Raw genomic sequence first — 15,492 nt, 5'->3', positions numbered from 1 at the left:
TGCGGCTGGCCTTCACCGTTCACCCGGTGGAGGCCAGCATGGAGCGATGGACTTCGTCCTCGTGCACGGCACGACGCAGAGCCCGGCGGGCTGGGACAGGGTGGCGAAGCTGCTCGCCGCCGCCGGGCACCGCACGATCGCGGTGGATCTGCTGACCCCGCGAGAACTGCCGGTCGAGGGCTACGCGCAGCACGCGCGAGACCAGTATGACGGCGAGCGGCCGGTGGTCGTGGCGCATTCCGGCGCGGGAGTCCTGCTGCCCGCGATCGCCGAAGCCCTCGACGCGCGGGCGCTGGTGTGGGTCGCCGCCTACATCCCCGATTTCGCCGGTGGGCGGAGCCTGCGGGACGAGGCGCGGTCCGTCCTCGAACCGGACTGGATCGGCGTGGACCCGACGGCGGATCCCGCGAAGGCGTCGGAATTCCTCTTCCACGACTGCGATCCCGAGACCGAACGGCTGGCGCTCGACAGCCTGAGGCTGTTCGACCCGGCGGTGCTCGCGGCGCATCCCGCCGGGGCGGCGCCGGAGATCCCGTCGACGGTGATCGTCCCCACTCGGGACCGCACTCTCCGGCCGGATTGGCTGCGGCGGGCGGCCCGGGAACGACTCGGGGTCACCGCGATCGAGATCGACGCGGGGCACTGCCCGCAGATGTCCCGGCCTGCCGAAATCTGCGGGATCCTGACCGGATCACGGCGATAGCCGCTTCAGGGACTCGGTGAGCCAGGCGTCGTACCAGGCCTCGAAGGTCGGCGTGGGCCCTAGGTCGATCACTTCGTCCGGGCCGGGGCTGCCCGAGCGGTCGGCGTGGGCGGGCATCCAGCCCCACTCGTCCATGTCCCACAGCGATCCCGCCAGCTCGCCGGTGGTGACCAGCATCGTGAAACCGCTGCAGCCCTGTTCGCTGATGGCGACACAACCAGGCAGGTCGGACCTCACCTCGATGCCCTTGAACCAGCCACCATCGGGATCGCGCACCGAGTCACGCCACTCCTGGTGAACCCGGCGAGCGTCTGCCGCGGTGAACGGGAATTCTTCGGCCGGATTCAGATCCTCGGCCCACTCTCGCAGCTCGGCCATGCCCAGCAGGCCGTGATCGGGCCCGGCACCGGCGCCGACCCGGCACAGAAAGTCGCGATAGTCGGCCGGGAACTCGACGCCGAGATCGGCCTCGGCTGCCGTGACCTCGGCTTCGTCCTGCGGTTGGCTGTGATACAGGTGTGTGTGGGCGCCGAAGATCACGAACTTGTCGTCGTACCGGCGCAGGTGGGCTGAAGGGGCCCTTCCCCGCGTCTCACGCGGTGAAGGGCCCCTTCGCTGCATCACATGAGGGGAAAGTCCCCTTCAGCTCACTCCGGCAGGATCGCCGCGATCTCCTCGGCGGACTCCGGCCCGAAGGCCTCCTTGAGCCGGCCCAGGACGTCAGCGCGGTCGAAGGACCACTCCTGTGTGCCCACGGTCTCCAGCACCAGCACGGCGATCAGCGAGCCCAGCTGCGCCGAACGCTCCAGGCTGAGCCCGCCGTCGATACCCGCGATGAACCCGGCCCGGAAGCCGTCGCCGACGCCGGTCGGGTCGACCTTGCCGCGTTCCGGGACGGCGCCGATCTGCAGCGCGAGGCCGTCCTTGCCGATGATCTCGACGCCCTTCTCCCCGAGCGTCGTGATCCGCATGCCGACGCGGTCGAGGACCTCGGCCTCGGTCCAGCCGGTCTTCTGCAGCAGCAGTTCCCATTCGTAGTCGTTGCTGAACAGGTACTTCGCGCCCTCGATGAACCCGCGCACCTGCGCGCCGTCCATCCGGGCCAGCTGCTGCGAGGGGTCGACGGCGAAGGTGTAGCCGCGCTGGCGGCATTCCTCGGCGTGCCGGACCATGCCTTCGGGGTCGTCCGGGCTGATCAGCACGAGCGACAGTTCACCGGCGTGCGCGGCGACCGGCGCCAGTTCGATGTTGCGGGATTCGGCCATCGCGCCGGCGTAGAAGGTCGCGATCTGGCAGAGGTCCTCGTCGGTGGTGCAGACGAACCGGGCGGTGTGCGCGACCTCGGACACCAGCACCCCGGCCGTGTCGACGCCGTGCCGCTCGAGCCACGAGCGGTAGTCGGCGAAGTCGGAGCCCACCGCGCCGACCAGGATCGGGCTCTTGCCCAGCACCCCGAGACCGAAGGCGATGTTCGCGCCGATCCCGCCCCGCCGCACGACGAGATCGTCCGCCAGGAAGCTCAGGGACACCCGGTGCAGCTGCTCGGCGATGAGCTGCTCGGCGAACCTGCCCGGGAAGTGCATGAGATGGTCGGTTGCGATACTGCCGGATACTGCGATCCTGGCGCTGGCTGCCACCGGTTCTCCTTGTTCGGTCGGCCCCGCGGGAGCGAGGACGGCTAAGTTACCCGCAGGTCATGCCCCATACGGGTTGCTTCAGGCACGGCCATCAACACTACCGGTTGGTAGTGGTGTCCGACTCCACGATGAGTCATTAGCTTGTCGTTCGTGACCACTTCCGCGTATCACCTCGAACCGGAATCGATCGGCGAACTCATCGCCGACTGTGCCGGTATCCCGTCGTCCCTCCAGGCCGAGAACATGCCCCTGCCCCGGGAGAGCGCTCCGCCCTGGACCGTGGACGAGCGTTGCCTCGCCCAGGTCGCCGATCTGGACGCCTACGTCTGATCCGCGGCGGCTTCGAAAAGCCGCAAGCATGAAGAAGGGCCGCGACCTGGGTGAGGTTCGCGGCCCTTCTTCATGCCTCGACGCGGATCAGTGGAAGCTGTCGCCGCAGGCGCAGCTGCCCGTCGCGTTGGGGTTGTCGATCGTGAAGCCCTGCTTCTCGATCGAGTCGACGAAGTCGATCACGGCGCTCGACACGTACGGCGCGCTCATCCGGTCGACGGCCACGCGGAGGCCGTCGAAGTCACGGAAGAGGTCACCGTCGAGCGTGCGCTCGTCGAAGAACAGCTGGTAGCGCAGGCCGGCGCACCCACCGGGCTGGACGGCGATGCGCAGGTGCATGTCGTCGCGGCCCTCCTGCTCGAGCAGGGCCTTCGCCTTGACGGCGGCGGCGTCGGTCAACGTGACGCCGTGGGTCTCCTCGGCGGTTTCGGCCTGAGCTGCGGCTGCCTGCTCAGCGGTCGTCATGGTTCTCCCTCTGGTCGAACTCGCTGCGGGTACTCGTCTTGCACATGGTCCAACACGTCGGAGTCCCGATCTGTTCCCCTCCATGGTGACATATCGCTCGGCCTGGTGCGTGGCACCGTGACGCCTGCAACTACCCTGGTGAGGTGAGGTTCCTGCGCCGTAGCACCACAGACTCCGCCACGACGGACACCGAGACGCCCGACACCGAGGCCGTCGAGGTCCAGGCCAAGGCGTATACGCCCGGCAAAGGCAAGGCCACGCCCAAACGGCGTGAGGCCGAAGCCAAGCGCCGCGGCCCGGTGGCGCCCCCGCCGACCACCATGCGGGAGGCGATGAAGCGCAACAAGGAACTCCGCAAGTCCGCGAAAGCCGACCCGGAGTACAAGGCGAAGCAGCGCAACGCCGCCAAGGAACGCCGCGAGCGGATGATGGCGGGCGAGGACAAGTACCTGCTCCCCCGCGACCGCGGCCCCGTCAAGGCGTACATCCGTGACCTGGTCGACTCGCGGCGCAACCTGCTCGGCCTGTTCATGCCGCTGGCGATCCTGGTGTTCGTCGCGCTGATCCTGCCGTACCCCGAGGTCCAGCGGTACGCGACGCTGCTGTGCACCGTGATGCTGCTCGGCATGATCGTCGAAGGCTTCCTCAGCGGGCGCCGGATCGCGAAGATGGTCCGCCTGAAGTTCCCGAACGAGACGGTCAAGGGCACCTCCGTCGGCTGGTACTCCTTCATCCGGGCGAGCCAGATCCGCAAGCTGCGGGTCCCCAAGCCGCGGGTGAGCCCCGGCGACAAGGTCTGAGAACAGGCGAAACCCAGGTCGTTAGCGACGCTAACGGCCTGGGGTAGAGTCGCGCCCATGGAGTTTCGACGACTGGGCCGCAGCGGCCTCAATGTCAGTGAGATCTCGTACGGCAACTGGCTCACCCACGGGTCCCAGGTGGAAGAGGACCAGGCCCAGGCCTGCATCAAGGCGGCGCTCGACGTCGGCATCACGACCTTCGACACCGCCGATGTTTACGCGAACACGGCCGCCGAATCGGTACTCGGCCGCGGCCTGAAGGGCCTGCGCCGCGAGAGCCTGGAGATCTTCACCAAGGTCTACTGGCCCACCGGCCCCAAGGGCCCGAACGACCAGGGCCTCGGCCGCAAGCACATCATGGAATCGGCGCACGCCTCGCTGAAGCGCCTCGGCACCGACTACGTCGACCTCTACCAGGCGCACCGGTTCGACCGGACCGTCCCGCTCGAAGAGACGTTCCTCGCCTTCGCCGACCTCGTCCGCCAGGGCAAGGTGCTCTACGTCGGCGTCTCCGAATGGACCGCCGAGCAGATCACCCAGGGCGCGGCGATCGCGCGCGAGCTCAACGTGCCCCTCATCTCGAACCAGCCGCAGTACAACGCGCTGTGGCGGGTCATCGAGGCGCAGGTCGTCCCGGCCTCCGAGCGTGAGGGGCTCAGCCAGATCGTCTGGTCGCCGATCGCGCAGGGCGTGCTCACCGGCAAGTACGAGCCCGGTCAGCCGCTGCCCGAGGGCTCCCGCGCGACCGACGAGAAGGGCGGCGCCAACATGGTCGCCCGCTTCCTCAACGACGACGTCCTCGAGCGCGTGCAACGGCTCGAGCCCATCGCGGAGAAGGCGGGCCTGACGATGGCCCAGCTGGCCGTGGCGTGGGTGCTGCAGAACCCGAACGTCGCTTCGGCGATCATCGGCGCCTCGCGGCCGGAGCAGGTGCACGAGAACGTGAAGGCGGCAGGCGTGAAGCTGGACGCGGATCTGCTCGCCGCGATCGACGAGGCTCTCGACGGCGTCACCGAGACCGACCCGACGCTGACCCGCTCCCCCTGATCCCCCGGAACGCAGTTAGTCGGCTAAATGCGGACGCTTTTCCCGCATTTAGCCGACTAACTGCGACACACCTCAGTCGCCGTGCACGCGGGACTGGTACGCGATCTGACCGTCGAGGTCGAGCGCGTCACCAGGCGCGCGCAAGGGATCGATTCCCAAGCCCCGCAACAATCTGCTCGCGCCGGCGACCCGGTCACCGGTCCGGCCGTCGAGCCGCTCCGGCGCGTGGCCCCGCTGGATCAGCAGGCCCTCGACGTCGTCGATCAGCCGGTACGGGTCGTAGACCTGCTGTTCAGGCATGACCACCACCGGGAATCCAGGTGTTCCCGGTGATCCTTTCGTAGACCTCGGTGTAGCGCTTGCGGGTCGCCTCGACGATCTCGGCCGGGATGGCGGGTCCTGGCGGCGTCTTGTCCCAGCCGGTCGTGGTGGACCAGTCACGGACGAACTGCTTGTCGAACGCGTGCTGCGTCCGGCCCGGCTCGTACTCGTCGGCGGGCCAGAACCGCGACGAGTCCGACGTGAGGACCTCGTCCCCGAGCGTCAGCACGCCGTCGGCGTCGAACCCGAATTCGATCTTGGTGTCGGCGATGATGATGCCGTTCTTCGCCGCGTGCTCCGCGCCCTTGGTATAGACCTCGAGCGTCAGCTCGCGGATGCGGTCCGCGGTCTCCTGGCCGATCTCGTTCACGACGTCGGCGAAGGTCATGAACTCGTCGTGACCGGTGTCGGAGATCTTCGTCGTGGGCGTGAAGATCGGCTCGGGCAGCTTGTCCGCCTCGACCAGACCGGCGGGCAGCTCGACCCCGGAAACCTTGCCGTCACGCTGGTATTCGCGCATCCCGAGACCGGTGAGGTAGCCGCGCGCGATGCACTCGACCTGGATCATCTTCAGCGGCTTGCAGCGCATGGCGCGGCCGGCGAATTCGGCGGGCACGTCGGTCGTGGAAACGACGTGGTTCGGCACCACGTCGGCCATCTTTTCGAACCACCAGGCGGAAAGCTGGTTCAGCAGCGCGCCCTTGTCCGGGATCGGGGTCGGCAGCGAGACGTCGTAGACCGAAACGCGATCCGACGCGACGAGCAGAATGTCGCCGTCGATTTCGTAAAGGTCCCGGACCTTACCCGCGTGAATGTGCTTCATGCCCCGTCCTCGATGTTGTATTCGTAGAAAATCCAGTGGCCCGGCAAGGCCGCCGATTCGCCGTACTCGAGTACGTCACCCTCGGCGGACAAGAACCTGTTGCGACTCAACAGAATCGCCGAACCTTCGGCCACGCCGAGTTCCGCCGCCTCCTCGGCACCCGCCAGCCCCGCGGCGTGCTGAGAATGAGTCGCGGTCAGTACCCGGCCCGTCCGGTCCGCCACGTATTTGACCGTGCCTTCGACGATCCGCACCGGCTCGAACAGCAAAGGCGCCTTCGACGCGACAGCTCCGTCGAACCACGAAACCGACGTCGACACCGGCCTGCCTTCGGCCGCGTACGTGGTCCTTCGCCGCCGGATCACCGGAGCACCTTCATCGATTCCGAGCGCGCCCGCCACCCTGTCCGGCGCAGGCAGGAGGCCAGCTTCGCGGATTTTCGCGTAGTGGCCCGGCGGATAGACCTTGCCGGTTCGCGCGATCGAGATCGTCCGATCGTGCGCGGACCGATGCAGCGCCCTGGTCTGCACCACTGTCCCGATCCCGCGTACCGCGCGGACCAGACCTTCGGCGCGAAGTGTCGAAAGCACCTTCATCGCCGTCGCCATCGCGACGTTCCAGTTCCTGGCGATCTCGCGCGCGGACGGAACCGCGTCGCCTTCCTTGAGCCTGCCCGAAACGATGTCGTCGCGAATGTTCCCCGCGATCTGGAGATACGGCGGTTCGGGTCGATCGACGGCGGGCAAGGTGACTCCTCACAAGGTCGCGCGGTGCGCACAAGCGTTCTAGCACACCAATGGGCGAGCACCAAGGATCCTGCTCACACCCCATTATTACGTACTAGTACACATTCTGGACGGTGCTCTAGTACACCTGTTACTCTCCGAGAAGTTCCCGAAACCCGTTGGGGGGCTCGATGAACCATCTGAGCATCGACGAACTGCTCGAAGAGCTTCGAAGACGCCGGTGGGTCGTCTACATCTTCGGCCCCCGGGAGGAGCCGGAGGTCTGTGCCGCGGTGTTCCAGTGGGACACCTGCGCCGACGTCCTCATCCTCCGCGGGGAAGAACGGGCGAGCGCCTTCCGCGTCACCACGGTCGCCGACACCGACGTCTTCCGGCCGGCGCTCGTGTCCTGGCAGTACCACTCGACGGCCGACTGGACCCTGCGCGCCGTGCTCACCATTCCGCCGCCCGGCGACACCGCCGCGCCGATCCAGCTGCTGCAACCACATCCGGACTGCGTGATCCCGATGGAGGCGCGACGGCCGGTCACCGTCCTGCCCGCCATACCGACCAAGGCCGACCAGGGAGATCCCTAACCTCGGCCGATCACCTGCTCGGCGACAACGAGGTCGTGCGGGTAGGTGATCTTGAGGTTCTCCGCGCTGCCCGGAACCCACCGCACCGGCAGCGCGGAGAACCTTTCCATGCACGAAGACGTGTCCGTGCCGACGAAACCCTCACGCTCGGCCGTTTCGTACGCCTCGAGCAACGGGGCGGCGCGGAAACCCTGCGGTGTCTGCACCCTGATCGCCCCGGGCAGCGCACCGGAAACGGTGTCGCCGTCGACGCGCACGATGTCGTCCGCCGCGACGCCGGGCACCACTCCCCCATGGCGCCGCGTGCCGTCGAGGACGTCCGCGATCAGTTCCGGGGTGACGAGCGGGCGGGCCGCGTCGTGCAGCAGTACCGCGTCGATCTCACCGCTCTCGATGCGGGAAGCCATGTGGCGCAAGGCGTTCAGCTCCGAACCCTGCCGTGTCGCGCCGCCGTGGACGAGTTCGACCTCGCCCGGATGCGCGGCGAGCACCTCGTGCGCGAGTTCGGTGTCCTGCGGCCGGATGACCAGCACGAGCACGTCGATTCCGGGCACGCGCGCGAAGGCGTCGAGCGACCACGCGACGACCCGTTTGCCCGCCACCGGCAGATAGACCTTGTTGAGCTTCGCGCCGACCCGGGTACCCGCTCCGCTCGCGAGCACCACCCCGGCGGCCTTCGTCTGAGCCACAGGCAACTCTGGCACAGCCGGGTGGGTAGGTTGGGCCCGGCCACCAAAGCGATCCGAAGGGGCAGGGCGTTGGACTACGAAAACCTCGAGTTCGCCGAAGTCGAGCAGCCTGATGAACACGCGCGTTCGGCGGCGATCGCCCTGCACACGAAACTGATCAAACCGGCCGGTTCGCTGGGCAGGCTCGAAGAACTGGGCGTCTGGGTCGCGGCCTGCCAGGGCCAGTCGCCGCCGCGGCCGTTCACGCGGCCGCGGGTCGTGGTCTTCGCCGGGGACCACGGTGTCGCCGCGAAGGGCGTCTCTGCTTATCCGGGTGAGGTCACCGCGCAACTCGTCGGAAGCATGCTGACCGGTGGCGCGGCCATCAACGTCCTGGCCGCCTCGGCGGGCGCGAGCGTCCGGGTCGTCGACATGGCCGTCGACAGCGACGCCCCCGCGACGCGGTCGATCGGCGAGTTCAAGGTGCGGCGCGGATCCGGCTCGATCGACGTCGAAGACGCGCTGACCGACGAAGAGGCGCATGCCGCGGTCCGCGCGGGCCGGGCGATCGCCGACGCCGAGGTCGACGGCGGGGCCGACCTGCTCATCGCGGGCGACCTCGGGATCGGGAACAGCACCCCGGCCTCGGTACTGGTCGCGGCGCTGACCGGGAGCGAACCGGTGGCCGTCGTCGGCCGCGGTTCCGGTATCGACGACAACGCCTGGATGCGCAAGGCCGCGGCGGTCCGTGACGCGCTGCGGCGGGCGAGGACCGTGCTGGCCGACCCGGTCGCGCTGCTGCGCACCGCCGCCGGCGCGGACATCGCCGCGATGGCGGGTTTCCTCGCGCAGGCCTCGCTGCGGAAGACGCCGGTGATCCTGGACGGCCTGGTCGCCTCCGCGGCCGCGCTGGTCGCCGAGGAACTCGTCCCGGGCGCGCGGCAGTGGTGGACCGCGGGCCAGCGCGGCGGCGAACCCGCGCATGCGCTGGCACTGGAACACCTCGACCTGGAGCCGATCCTGGACCTGGACGTACGCCTCGGCGAGGGAACGGGTGCCGTCGTGGCGCTGCCGCTGGTGTTCATGGCGACGCGGGTGCTCGCGGAGATGGCCACCCACGAGCAGGCCGGGGTCAGCGGGCCGCTGATCGAAACCCCTTCCGCCTGACCCCACGCCGCATTTAGTCCTCTAAATGCGTAAGTCCGTGAAGGCCCCCTTCCCTACGCTCAAGGTAGGGAAGGGGGCCTTCACGGACTTGGGGCGCTAGCCCAGCGGGTACATCCAGCCTTCCGGAGCCTGCCGGGTGCCCTCCTGGATCCCGGTCAGCGCGCCGCGCAGCTTCATCGTCAGCTCGCCGGGCTGCCCGCCCGCGACGGAGAACTCGCCGCCCGCGTGCTTCACGTGCCCGACCGGCGTGATGACCGCCGCGGTCCCGCAGGCGAACACCTCGGTCAGCTCACCCGAAGCCGCCGCCTTCTCCCACTCCTCGGTGGAGATGCGCCGCTCCTCGACGTGGTGCCCGAAGGACTTCGCCAGCTCCAGCAGCGACTTGCGGGTCACGCCCGGCAGCAGCGAGCCGGTCAGTTCCGGGGTCACGACGCGGGCTTCGTCACCGGACCCGAAGACGAAGAACAGGTTCATCCCGCCCATCTCCTCGACCCAGTGCCGCTCGACCGCGTCGAGCCACACGACCTGGTCGCAGCCCTTCTCCACGGCCTGCGCCTGCGCGACGAAGGACGCCGCGTAGTTGCCCGCGCATTTCGCCTCGCCGGTGCCGCCGGGGACGGCGCGCACGTACTCGGTCGAGAGCCACACGCTCACCGGCTTCACGCCGCCGGAGAAGTACGAGCCCGCGGGCGAGCCGATCAGCGCGTAGAGGTACTCGTTCGCGGGCCGGTTGACGCCGAGCCCGGCCTCGGTGGAGATCATGAACGGCCGCAGGTACAGCGACTCGCCCGGCTTCGTCGGCACCCAGCGGCTGTCGACCGCGATCAGCTCGCGGATCGAGTCGAGGAAGGTCTCCACCGGCAGCTGCGGCATGGCGAGGCGCTCGGCCGAGTTGCGGAAGCGGATCGCGTTCGCGTCGGGGCGGAACGCCGCGATCGTGCCGTCGGGCTGGCGGTACGCTTTGAGGCCTTCGAAGATCGCCTGGCCGTAGTGCAGCACGGAGGTGGCCGGGTCGAGCGAGAAGGGCGCGTACGGCCCGACGGTCGCGTCGTGCCAGCCCTGCTCGGCGCTCCATTTCACGGTCACCATGTGGTCGGTGAAGTGCAACCCGAAACCGGGTGCGGCCAATACGTCCGCGACGCGTTCCGGGCTCGCGGGGCTCGGGTGCGGGAGGTGGTTGAACTGCGTCGAGGTCGTCATGCCTAAGACGATAACGCTTGGTCGGACCCACGTTAGTCGGACGTCCGCATATCTTTACCTCCCTCGATCTGTCCGTCACGACGAACACGCGAGGGGTCGCGCCCCTAGGATGGCGGCGTGACGTACAACCAGATGCAGCCCGCTCACCCGGCCGCTCCCGCCGCTCCCGGCAAGGGGGCCGACGTCAAGACCTTCGTGACGGCCGTGCTGCTCACCTTCGGCACCGGCGTGCTGATGATGGACGGCTGGGCCCTGCTCGACAGCGGCTTCGGCGCGTTCCTCGGCCTGATCGCCGGGTTCTTCGGCATCTTCTGGTGGAAGCACATCCACGGCAAGGTGTTCCCGCGTGAGCTGTCCACCAAGTCGGTGGTCGTCCTCACGGTGATCAACGTCGTGCTGGTGCTGCTCCTGCTTCTGCAGGTGAGCTAGAGCAACCCGTCGGGGAGGCCGGGCGCGGGCCAGTCCGGGTCGGGCCGGAAGTCGGTCCACGTCCCGTCGAAGGGGAACCGCCCGGCGTCCGCGAGCGCCCCGATCCGCTCACCCTCGGCGCGCAGGCGTTCGAGCTGACCCGCGGTGATGCGGCCGGCGAGGACGGCCTCCTCGGCCTCGTCCTCGTCCTTCCACTGCCAGCGCCCGCCGGGCTCCACGGCGACGTCGAGGATGCCGTCGATCCGGTCGGGACCGGACGGCGTGCGCCCCAGCGGGACCTCGAGGTTGACGTACCAGTTCAGGAAGTGGCCGTCGGCGTCGAAGAACCACCAGACCGAGGACCATTCGTCGTCGGCGATGCGGCGCAGCGTCGACGTGTCGCGCCAGAAATCGGCCACGCGCACCCTCGGCACCCGGAACCGCTCTTCCAGGGGCGCTTCACGAAAGAGCCGTCCGTCGGCGAGCCTGCTGCCGACGATCGGGGTGTCCGCGGGCAGCCAGCCGAGCAGCACGGTGCCGTCGTCGGCGATGACACGCAGCGGGTGGTGCTGGCCGATCGAGCCGTCCGGTCGCAGGAAACGTTCGACGACCGTGTCGCCCGGGGTCCAGAGAGGATCATGCACGCCTTGAACGGTCACTCTTCGAACGGTACCGACGGGCGCGGACCCGCAGAACCAGTTCGGCGAGCGTTCCCACTCCCGCGAGCGCGAGGGCCACGACCGGCCCAGCGAAGAAGGCGGCGACGGCCACGATCAGTCCACAAGCGAGTGTCGCCTTCGGACGTTCCGGGGAAAGCCGTTCCCTGCCCTCGGTGAAGGCGTCGATCGCGACGGGCACGGTCACCACGGCGGCCACCACGGTCAGCACCGGCAGCAGGGAGACCGCGTCGGCCGCGGCGAGGAGCTCGCGGAACGAGGTCGCCGAAAGCCCCAGCCGGATCGGTCCCAGCTGGTAGAGGGCGACGGCCGTGATCGCGACGGCCACCGCGCCCACCGCGGCGGCCCGGCCGGCGCCGGGGCGGCGGGGCAGCAGGAACGGCAGCAGTACCAGCACGGCGAGGCCGAGACCGGGCACCGACGGCGGATCCGGCGCGATGAACTGCGCCAACGGCGGAATGCCCACGCAGATCGCGATCAGCGACGCGGCGGCGGCCAGCGACAGCCCGGTGACCCAGCGGGCGGCGTAGTCGCCGAGACGGACTCCGGCCAGGTCGGCGACGGTCACCACGGCGGCGAACACCGCGGCGGCGGCTCCCGGCGCGGACGGGAAGACGTACTGCCCGAACGTCGTCGCGAAGACCAGGACCAGGCCCAGCCGGGAAACGGAGCCCGCGATCCGCTCGGGCCGGGTGTCGCCCAGCGGCGGCAGCAACGCCTCCGCGGCGACGGCGAGGACGGCCGCGACGACGACCGCGACGAATACCCAGTAGTCCGCTCCAGAGGTGCCCACCGCCAGGGCGATGAGCAGACCGCCAGCCAGTCGCACGCCGTCGCCCTTCCAGTTCGTCCAGTCACCTGCTCGGCCCCGCTGTTCCCCCAGGTCCCACTGTCATTAGCATGGCTCACGATCCAACCGGGCGGCCGCCCGGTACCACCGCGAACGCGCGAGGAGCCAGAAGTGACCGTGCCGAAGCTTGCCCTGACCGAGAACGCCGAAGCGGCGCTTGCCAAGACGCGCGCCGACGTCGTCGTGATCGGCGCCCTGCAGGGTGAGGACGGTCTGGCTCTCGCCGCCGGTTCCTCCGTCGCCGACGCCGCCTTCGACGGCAAGCTCGCCGAGGTCCTCGGCACCCTCGGCGCCTCCGGCAAGGCCGACGAGGTCGTCAAGGTGCCGACGCTGGGCAAGCTGTCCGCCGGTGTCGTGCTGGCCGTCGGCCTCGGCAAGGCGGGCGCGGACGGCGTCACCGCCGAGCAGGTCCGCCGGGCCGCCGGTGCCGCCGCGCGGGCGCTGAGCGGGACCGACCGCGCGTTCGTCACGCTGTCGGCGATCGACCTCCAGGCCGCCGTCGAGGGCACCGTGCTCGGTGCCTACAACTTCACCGAGTACCGCTCCGAGAAGGGCGACGGCCCGGTCGCGAAGGTCGACTTCGTGAGCCCCGAAGAGGGCACCGCCAAGGACCACAAGGCGACGCTGAAGGCCGCCACCCTGATCGCCGAGTCGGTCATCATCGCCCGCGACCTGATCAACACCCCGCCGAACGACCTGTTCCCGGCCTCCTTCGCCGACCGCGCGAAGACCCTGGCCGAGGCGAACAACCTCGACTTCGAGGTCCTCGACGAGAAGGCGTTGAAGCGCAAGGGCTTCGGCGGCATCCTCGGCGTCGGCGGCGGTTCGTCGCGGCAGCCGCGCCTGCTGCGCATCGCCTACAAGCCCGCGAAGGCGTCGAAGAAGGTCGCGCTGGTCGGCAAGGGCATCACCTTCGACTCGGGCGGCATCTCGATCAAGCCCGCCGCGAACATGGACCACATGACCTCGGACATGTCGGGCGCGGCCGCCGTGCTCGCCTCCGTGGTGCTGGCCGCGAAGCTGAAGTACCCGCTCGAGGTCGTCGCGCACATCCCGCTGGCGGAGAACCTGCCCTCGGCCACCTCGTACCGGCCGGGCGACGTGCTCAGCATGTACGGCGGCAAGACCGTCGAGGTGCTCAACACCGACGCCGAAGGCCGTCTCGTGCTGGCCGACGCGATCGTGCGCGCGGGCGAGGAGAACCCCGACTACCTGATCGAGACCTCGACGCTGACCGGCGCGCAGGTCGTCGCGCTCGGCAACCGCACCGCGGGCGTCATGGGCTCGGACGAGTTCCGCGACCGGATCGCTTCGATCGCGCAGGCCACCGGTGAGGGCGGCTGGGCCATGCCGCTGCCGGAGGAGCTGCGCGCCGACCTCGACTCGCGTCTCGCCGACCTGGCCAACGTCACCGGGCACCGCTGGGGCGGCATGCTCGCGGCGGGCATCTTCCTGCGCGAGTTCGTCACCGAGGGCCTGCCCTGGGCGCACATCGACATCGCGGGCCCGTCGTTCAACACCGCCGGCGCGTGGGGCTACACCGGCAAGGGCGGCACCGGCGTCCCGGTCCGCACCATCGCCGCCGTCCTCGCGGACATCGCCGCCAACGGCTGATCCTTTTCGCGCGTGAAGGCCTCCTTCCCTCGGCTGAGCAGAGGGAAGGAGGCCTTCACGCGCTTTATGGCAAGGTCGGTGCCGTGGACAGGGACGCGTATCTCGAAGGCGCGATCAGGGACGTGCTCAGCGGAGACGACGCGACGCTCGACGACCGGATCGCGCACGCGGCGCTGCTGTTCGCCGCATCCGGGGCGATGGCGGACGCCGACCGGCTGGTCACGCACTGGCACGCGCTCACCGAACGCCCGATCACGGCGCTGATCCCCGGCGCCGTGCAAGCCCGTGCGTGGGCGATGCTCTTCGAAGCGCGGGGAGCGCACCCGGACTGGGCTGCGGCGATGATCCCGCTCGATCTCGACGCCGAGGAACGCGCCCACGACGACCACCTCGCCCGGCGCGTGTCCGATCTCGACGGTCTGCTCGGCGGCTCCCCGATCGGCGAGGCCGTGTCGCATCTCGGGCCGTCGCGGCCGGATCGGTTGCGTGAGGCCGTCGCGCGAGGCGACCTGGACGGCTGGGCCGAGATCGCGTCGCGACAGGGCCGCCCCGACGTCGCCGTGCTCGCCGCGACCCGGCGCCTCGCGCCACGGCTCGCCGCGGGCGCGGACCCGCTCGGGCTCGGCGACTGGACGGAACTGTGCGCCGGGGCGCTGGTCGCGGCGCTGTACGAGCGCTACCCGCCCGACACCGGCTCCTGGCGCGAAATGATCGGGGGCATCCTCCGGTTGCGCGGCGGCGGGACCGCTCCCCCGGCGGCGTCGCTCCGCACCATCGACGCGGCCGAGGCACGGCTCGGGCTCCGGCTGCCCGACGACTACCGCGAATTCCTCCTGACCTGCGACGGCCTTCCCGCGGACGTCGTCTTCCCCCGGCTGCTCGGGACGGCGGAACTGCGCGCGGAAGGCGGCGTCGTGGTGATCTCGGAACCGGCCGTCGTGCTGCTGACGGCCGCGGGCGAGCAGTGGCGGACGGTCGAGATCGACCCGGCGCTGGGCACGACGGTGCATCCGACGTTCCGGGCGCTGCTGGAGCGGCACTTGCTCCTTTTGGCGCAATCCGCGTGAGGCGTCAGGCTTCGCCGCGCTTCTTCCGCTCGGTGTACTCCCGCATCCGCTTCGGGTAGCCGACCCGCGCCACCTCGTACACGGGGATCGACCGTTTGTGACCGAACTGCTGCGCCGCGTCCAGGCTCTCGATCCGGCGCCGGGTCCACTCACCGTCATGGGCGATGAGGACGACCGTGGTCTCGGTGACGTTGGTCTTCGGCTCCACGTACGCCTCGACACCGGTCCGTGACGACGCCCAGTCCTCAAGATGCTTGAAGTCGTTTGACGAGGCTTTCCGCAGCGTACCGGGCTTTTGCCCGCCCTTAGAGCGCCGGCGCAGCGAGTCGAACAGACCCACTCCGACCACCTCACTTCCCATTCGCGTCCGATGTCCATTATCCCGACGCGGGCG

Annotated in this window: 20 protein-coding genes; 9 read left to right on the top strand and 11 right to left on the bottom strand. The window is 69.5% G+C overall.

From position 1 onward, the window contains the following. Positions 1 to 46 precede the first annotated feature (46 nt). Positions 47 to 703 (top strand): alpha/beta fold hydrolase, encoded by a 657-nt coding sequence (locus tag AJAP_RS10665; RefSeq protein ID WP_038510170.1) that lies wholly within the window; start codon positions 47 to 49, stop codon positions 701 to 703. On the opposite strand, the gene AJAP_RS42435 is transcribed toward AJAP_RS10665, so the two are convergent. Next, positions 692 to 1,243, bottom strand: coding sequence for an SMI1/KNR4 family protein (locus AJAP_RS42435; protein WP_051972401.1), 552 nt, complete (start codon positions 1,241 to 1,243; stop codon positions 692 to 694). The genes AJAP_RS10665 and AJAP_RS42435 overlap by 12 nt on opposite strands. A 107-nt stretch (positions 1,244 to 1,350) precedes the next feature. Continuing rightward, positions 1,351 to 2,340 carry a carbohydrate kinase family protein gene (locus tag AJAP_RS10655; RefSeq protein ID WP_143202733.1) on the bottom strand — a complete coding sequence of 330 codons (990 nt, stop codon included), beginning with the start codon at positions 2,338 to 2,340 and terminating at the stop codon, positions 1,351 to 1,353. Positions 2,341 to 2,481: 141 nt separating this feature from the next. On the opposite strand from AJAP_RS10655, the gene AJAP_RS10650 reads away from it, so the two are divergent. After that, entirely contained in the window at positions 2,482 to 2,670 is a 189-nt protein-coding gene (locus tag AJAP_RS10650) for a hypothetical protein (RefSeq protein ID WP_016336059.1), read from the top strand. A gap of 87 nt (positions 2,671 to 2,757) precedes the next feature. Here AJAP_RS10650 and AJAP_RS10645 read toward each other — a convergent pair whose 3' ends face one another. Then, positions 2,758 to 3,135, bottom strand: coding sequence for a HesB/IscA family protein (locus AJAP_RS10645; protein ID WP_005164197.1), 378 nt, complete (start codon positions 3,133 to 3,135; stop codon positions 2,758 to 2,760). Positions 3,136 to 3,278: 143 nt separating this feature from the next. On the opposite strand from AJAP_RS10645, the gene AJAP_RS10640 reads away from it, so the two are divergent. Then, a complete protein-coding gene (locus tag AJAP_RS10640) occupies positions 3,279 to 3,935 on the top strand; it encodes a DUF3043 domain-containing protein (RefSeq protein ID WP_038510163.1) in 657 nt (218 codons plus the stop codon). 57 nt (positions 3,936 to 3,992) lie between these two features. Further along, positions 3,993 to 4,982 (top strand): aldo/keto reductase family protein, encoded by a 990-nt coding sequence (locus AJAP_RS10635; RefSeq protein ID WP_038510160.1) that lies wholly within the window; start codon positions 3,993 to 3,995, stop codon positions 4,980 to 4,982. Positions 4,983 to 5,054: 72 nt separating this feature from the next. Here the strand turns inward: AJAP_RS10635 and AJAP_RS10630 are convergent, their stop codons facing one another. The 3 genes from AJAP_RS10630 to AJAP_RS10620 are packed head-to-tail and all read right to left on the bottom strand — an operon-like array spanning position 5,055 to position 6,872. Beyond that, positions 5,055 to 5,282: a hypothetical protein gene (locus AJAP_RS10630; protein ID WP_038522789.1), complete on the bottom strand. Its 228-nt coding sequence runs from the start codon at positions 5,280 to 5,282 to the stop codon at positions 5,055 to 5,057. After that, the gene (locus tag AJAP_RS10625; protein ID WP_038510157.1) at positions 5,275 to 6,126 is read right to left on the bottom strand and encodes a phosphoribosylaminoimidazolesuccinocarboxamide synthase; all 852 of its coding nucleotides are present in this window, start codon (positions 6,124 to 6,126) and stop codon (positions 5,275 to 5,277) included. Before AJAP_RS10625 ends, AJAP_RS10630 begins: the two co-directional genes overlap by 8 nt. Further along, positions 6,123 to 6,872, bottom strand: coding sequence for a GntR family transcriptional regulator (locus AJAP_RS10620; protein WP_038510153.1), 750 nt, complete (start codon positions 6,870 to 6,872; stop codon positions 6,123 to 6,125). The genes AJAP_RS10625 and AJAP_RS10620 overlap by 4 nt, the downstream gene beginning before the upstream one ends. 170 nt (positions 6,873 to 7,042) lie before the next feature. On the opposite strand from AJAP_RS10620, the gene AJAP_RS10615 reads away from it, so the two are divergent. Next, positions 7,043 to 7,447: a hypothetical protein gene (locus AJAP_RS10615; RefSeq protein WP_037344708.1), complete on the top strand. Its 405-nt coding sequence runs from the start codon at positions 7,043 to 7,045 to the stop codon at positions 7,445 to 7,447. Here the strand turns inward: AJAP_RS10615 and AJAP_RS10610 are convergent. Then, positions 7,444 to 8,112 (bottom strand): IspD/TarI family cytidylyltransferase, encoded by a 669-nt coding sequence (locus AJAP_RS10610; protein ID WP_038510150.1) that lies wholly within the window; start codon positions 8,110 to 8,112, stop codon positions 7,444 to 7,446. The two genes, AJAP_RS10615 and AJAP_RS10610, sit on opposite strands and share 4 nt — an antisense overlap. Positions 8,113 to 8,205: 93 nt before the next feature. On the opposite strand from AJAP_RS10610, the gene cobT reads away from it, so the two are divergent. Next, positions 8,206 to 9,282 (top strand): nicotinate-nucleotide--dimethylbenzimidazole phosphoribosyltransferase, encoded by a 1,077-nt coding sequence (gene cobT, locus AJAP_RS10605; RefSeq protein ID WP_038510147.1) that lies wholly within the window; start codon positions 8,206 to 8,208, stop codon positions 9,280 to 9,282. Between the two features lie 96 nt (positions 9,283 to 9,378). Here cobT and AJAP_RS10600 read toward each other — a convergent pair whose 3' ends face one another. Next, positions 9,379 to 10,482 (bottom strand): branched-chain amino acid aminotransferase, encoded by a 1,104-nt coding sequence (locus AJAP_RS10600; RefSeq protein WP_038510144.1) that lies wholly within the window; start codon positions 10,480 to 10,482, stop codon positions 9,379 to 9,381. A gap of 117 nt (positions 10,483 to 10,599) precedes the next feature. On the opposite strand from AJAP_RS10600, the gene AJAP_RS10595 reads away from it, so the two are divergent. Next, positions 10,600 to 10,911 carry a hypothetical protein gene (locus tag AJAP_RS10595; RefSeq protein WP_038510141.1) on the top strand — a complete coding sequence of 104 codons (312 nt, stop codon included), beginning with the start codon at positions 10,600 to 10,602 and terminating at the stop codon, positions 10,909 to 10,911. Here AJAP_RS10595 and AJAP_RS10590 read toward each other — a convergent pair. Continuing rightward, positions 10,908 to 11,534, bottom strand: coding sequence for a DUF402 domain-containing protein (locus AJAP_RS10590; RefSeq protein WP_037344701.1), 627 nt, complete (start codon positions 11,532 to 11,534; stop codon positions 10,908 to 10,910). The genes AJAP_RS10595 and AJAP_RS10590 overlap by 4 nt on opposite strands. Continuing rightward, entirely contained in the window at positions 11,527 to 12,396 is an 870-nt protein-coding gene (locus tag AJAP_RS10585) for a hypothetical protein (RefSeq protein ID WP_038510139.1), read from the bottom strand. The genes AJAP_RS10590 and AJAP_RS10585 overlap by 8 nt, the downstream gene beginning before the upstream one ends. Before the next feature lie 132 nt (positions 12,397 to 12,528). On the opposite strand from AJAP_RS10585, the gene AJAP_RS10580 reads away from it, so the two are divergent. After that, positions 12,529 to 14,031 (top strand): leucyl aminopeptidase, encoded by a 1,503-nt coding sequence (locus AJAP_RS10580; protein WP_038510136.1) that lies wholly within the window; start codon positions 12,529 to 12,531, stop codon positions 14,029 to 14,031. An 83-nt stretch (positions 14,032 to 14,114) separates the two neighbouring features. Beyond that, entirely contained in the window at positions 14,115 to 15,098 is a 984-nt protein-coding gene (locus tag AJAP_RS10575; RefSeq protein ID WP_038510134.1) for an SMI1/KNR4 family protein, read from the top strand. Positions 15,099 to 15,102: 4 nt separating this feature from the next. Here AJAP_RS10575 and AJAP_RS10570 read toward each other — a convergent pair whose 3' ends face one another. After that, the gene (locus tag AJAP_RS10570; RefSeq protein ID WP_037345665.1) at positions 15,103 to 15,447 is read right to left on the bottom strand and encodes a hypothetical protein; all 345 of its coding nucleotides are present in this window, start codon (positions 15,445 to 15,447) and stop codon (positions 15,103 to 15,105) included. Positions 15,448 to 15,492: the final 45 nt, after the last annotated feature.

This window comes from Amycolatopsis japonica (assembly GCF_000732925.1).
Taxonomy (GTDB): Bacteria; Actinomycetota; Actinomycetes; order Mycobacteriales; family Pseudonocardiaceae; genus Amycolatopsis; species Amycolatopsis japonica.
This window is presented reverse-complemented; position numbering and strand designations above follow the sequence as displayed.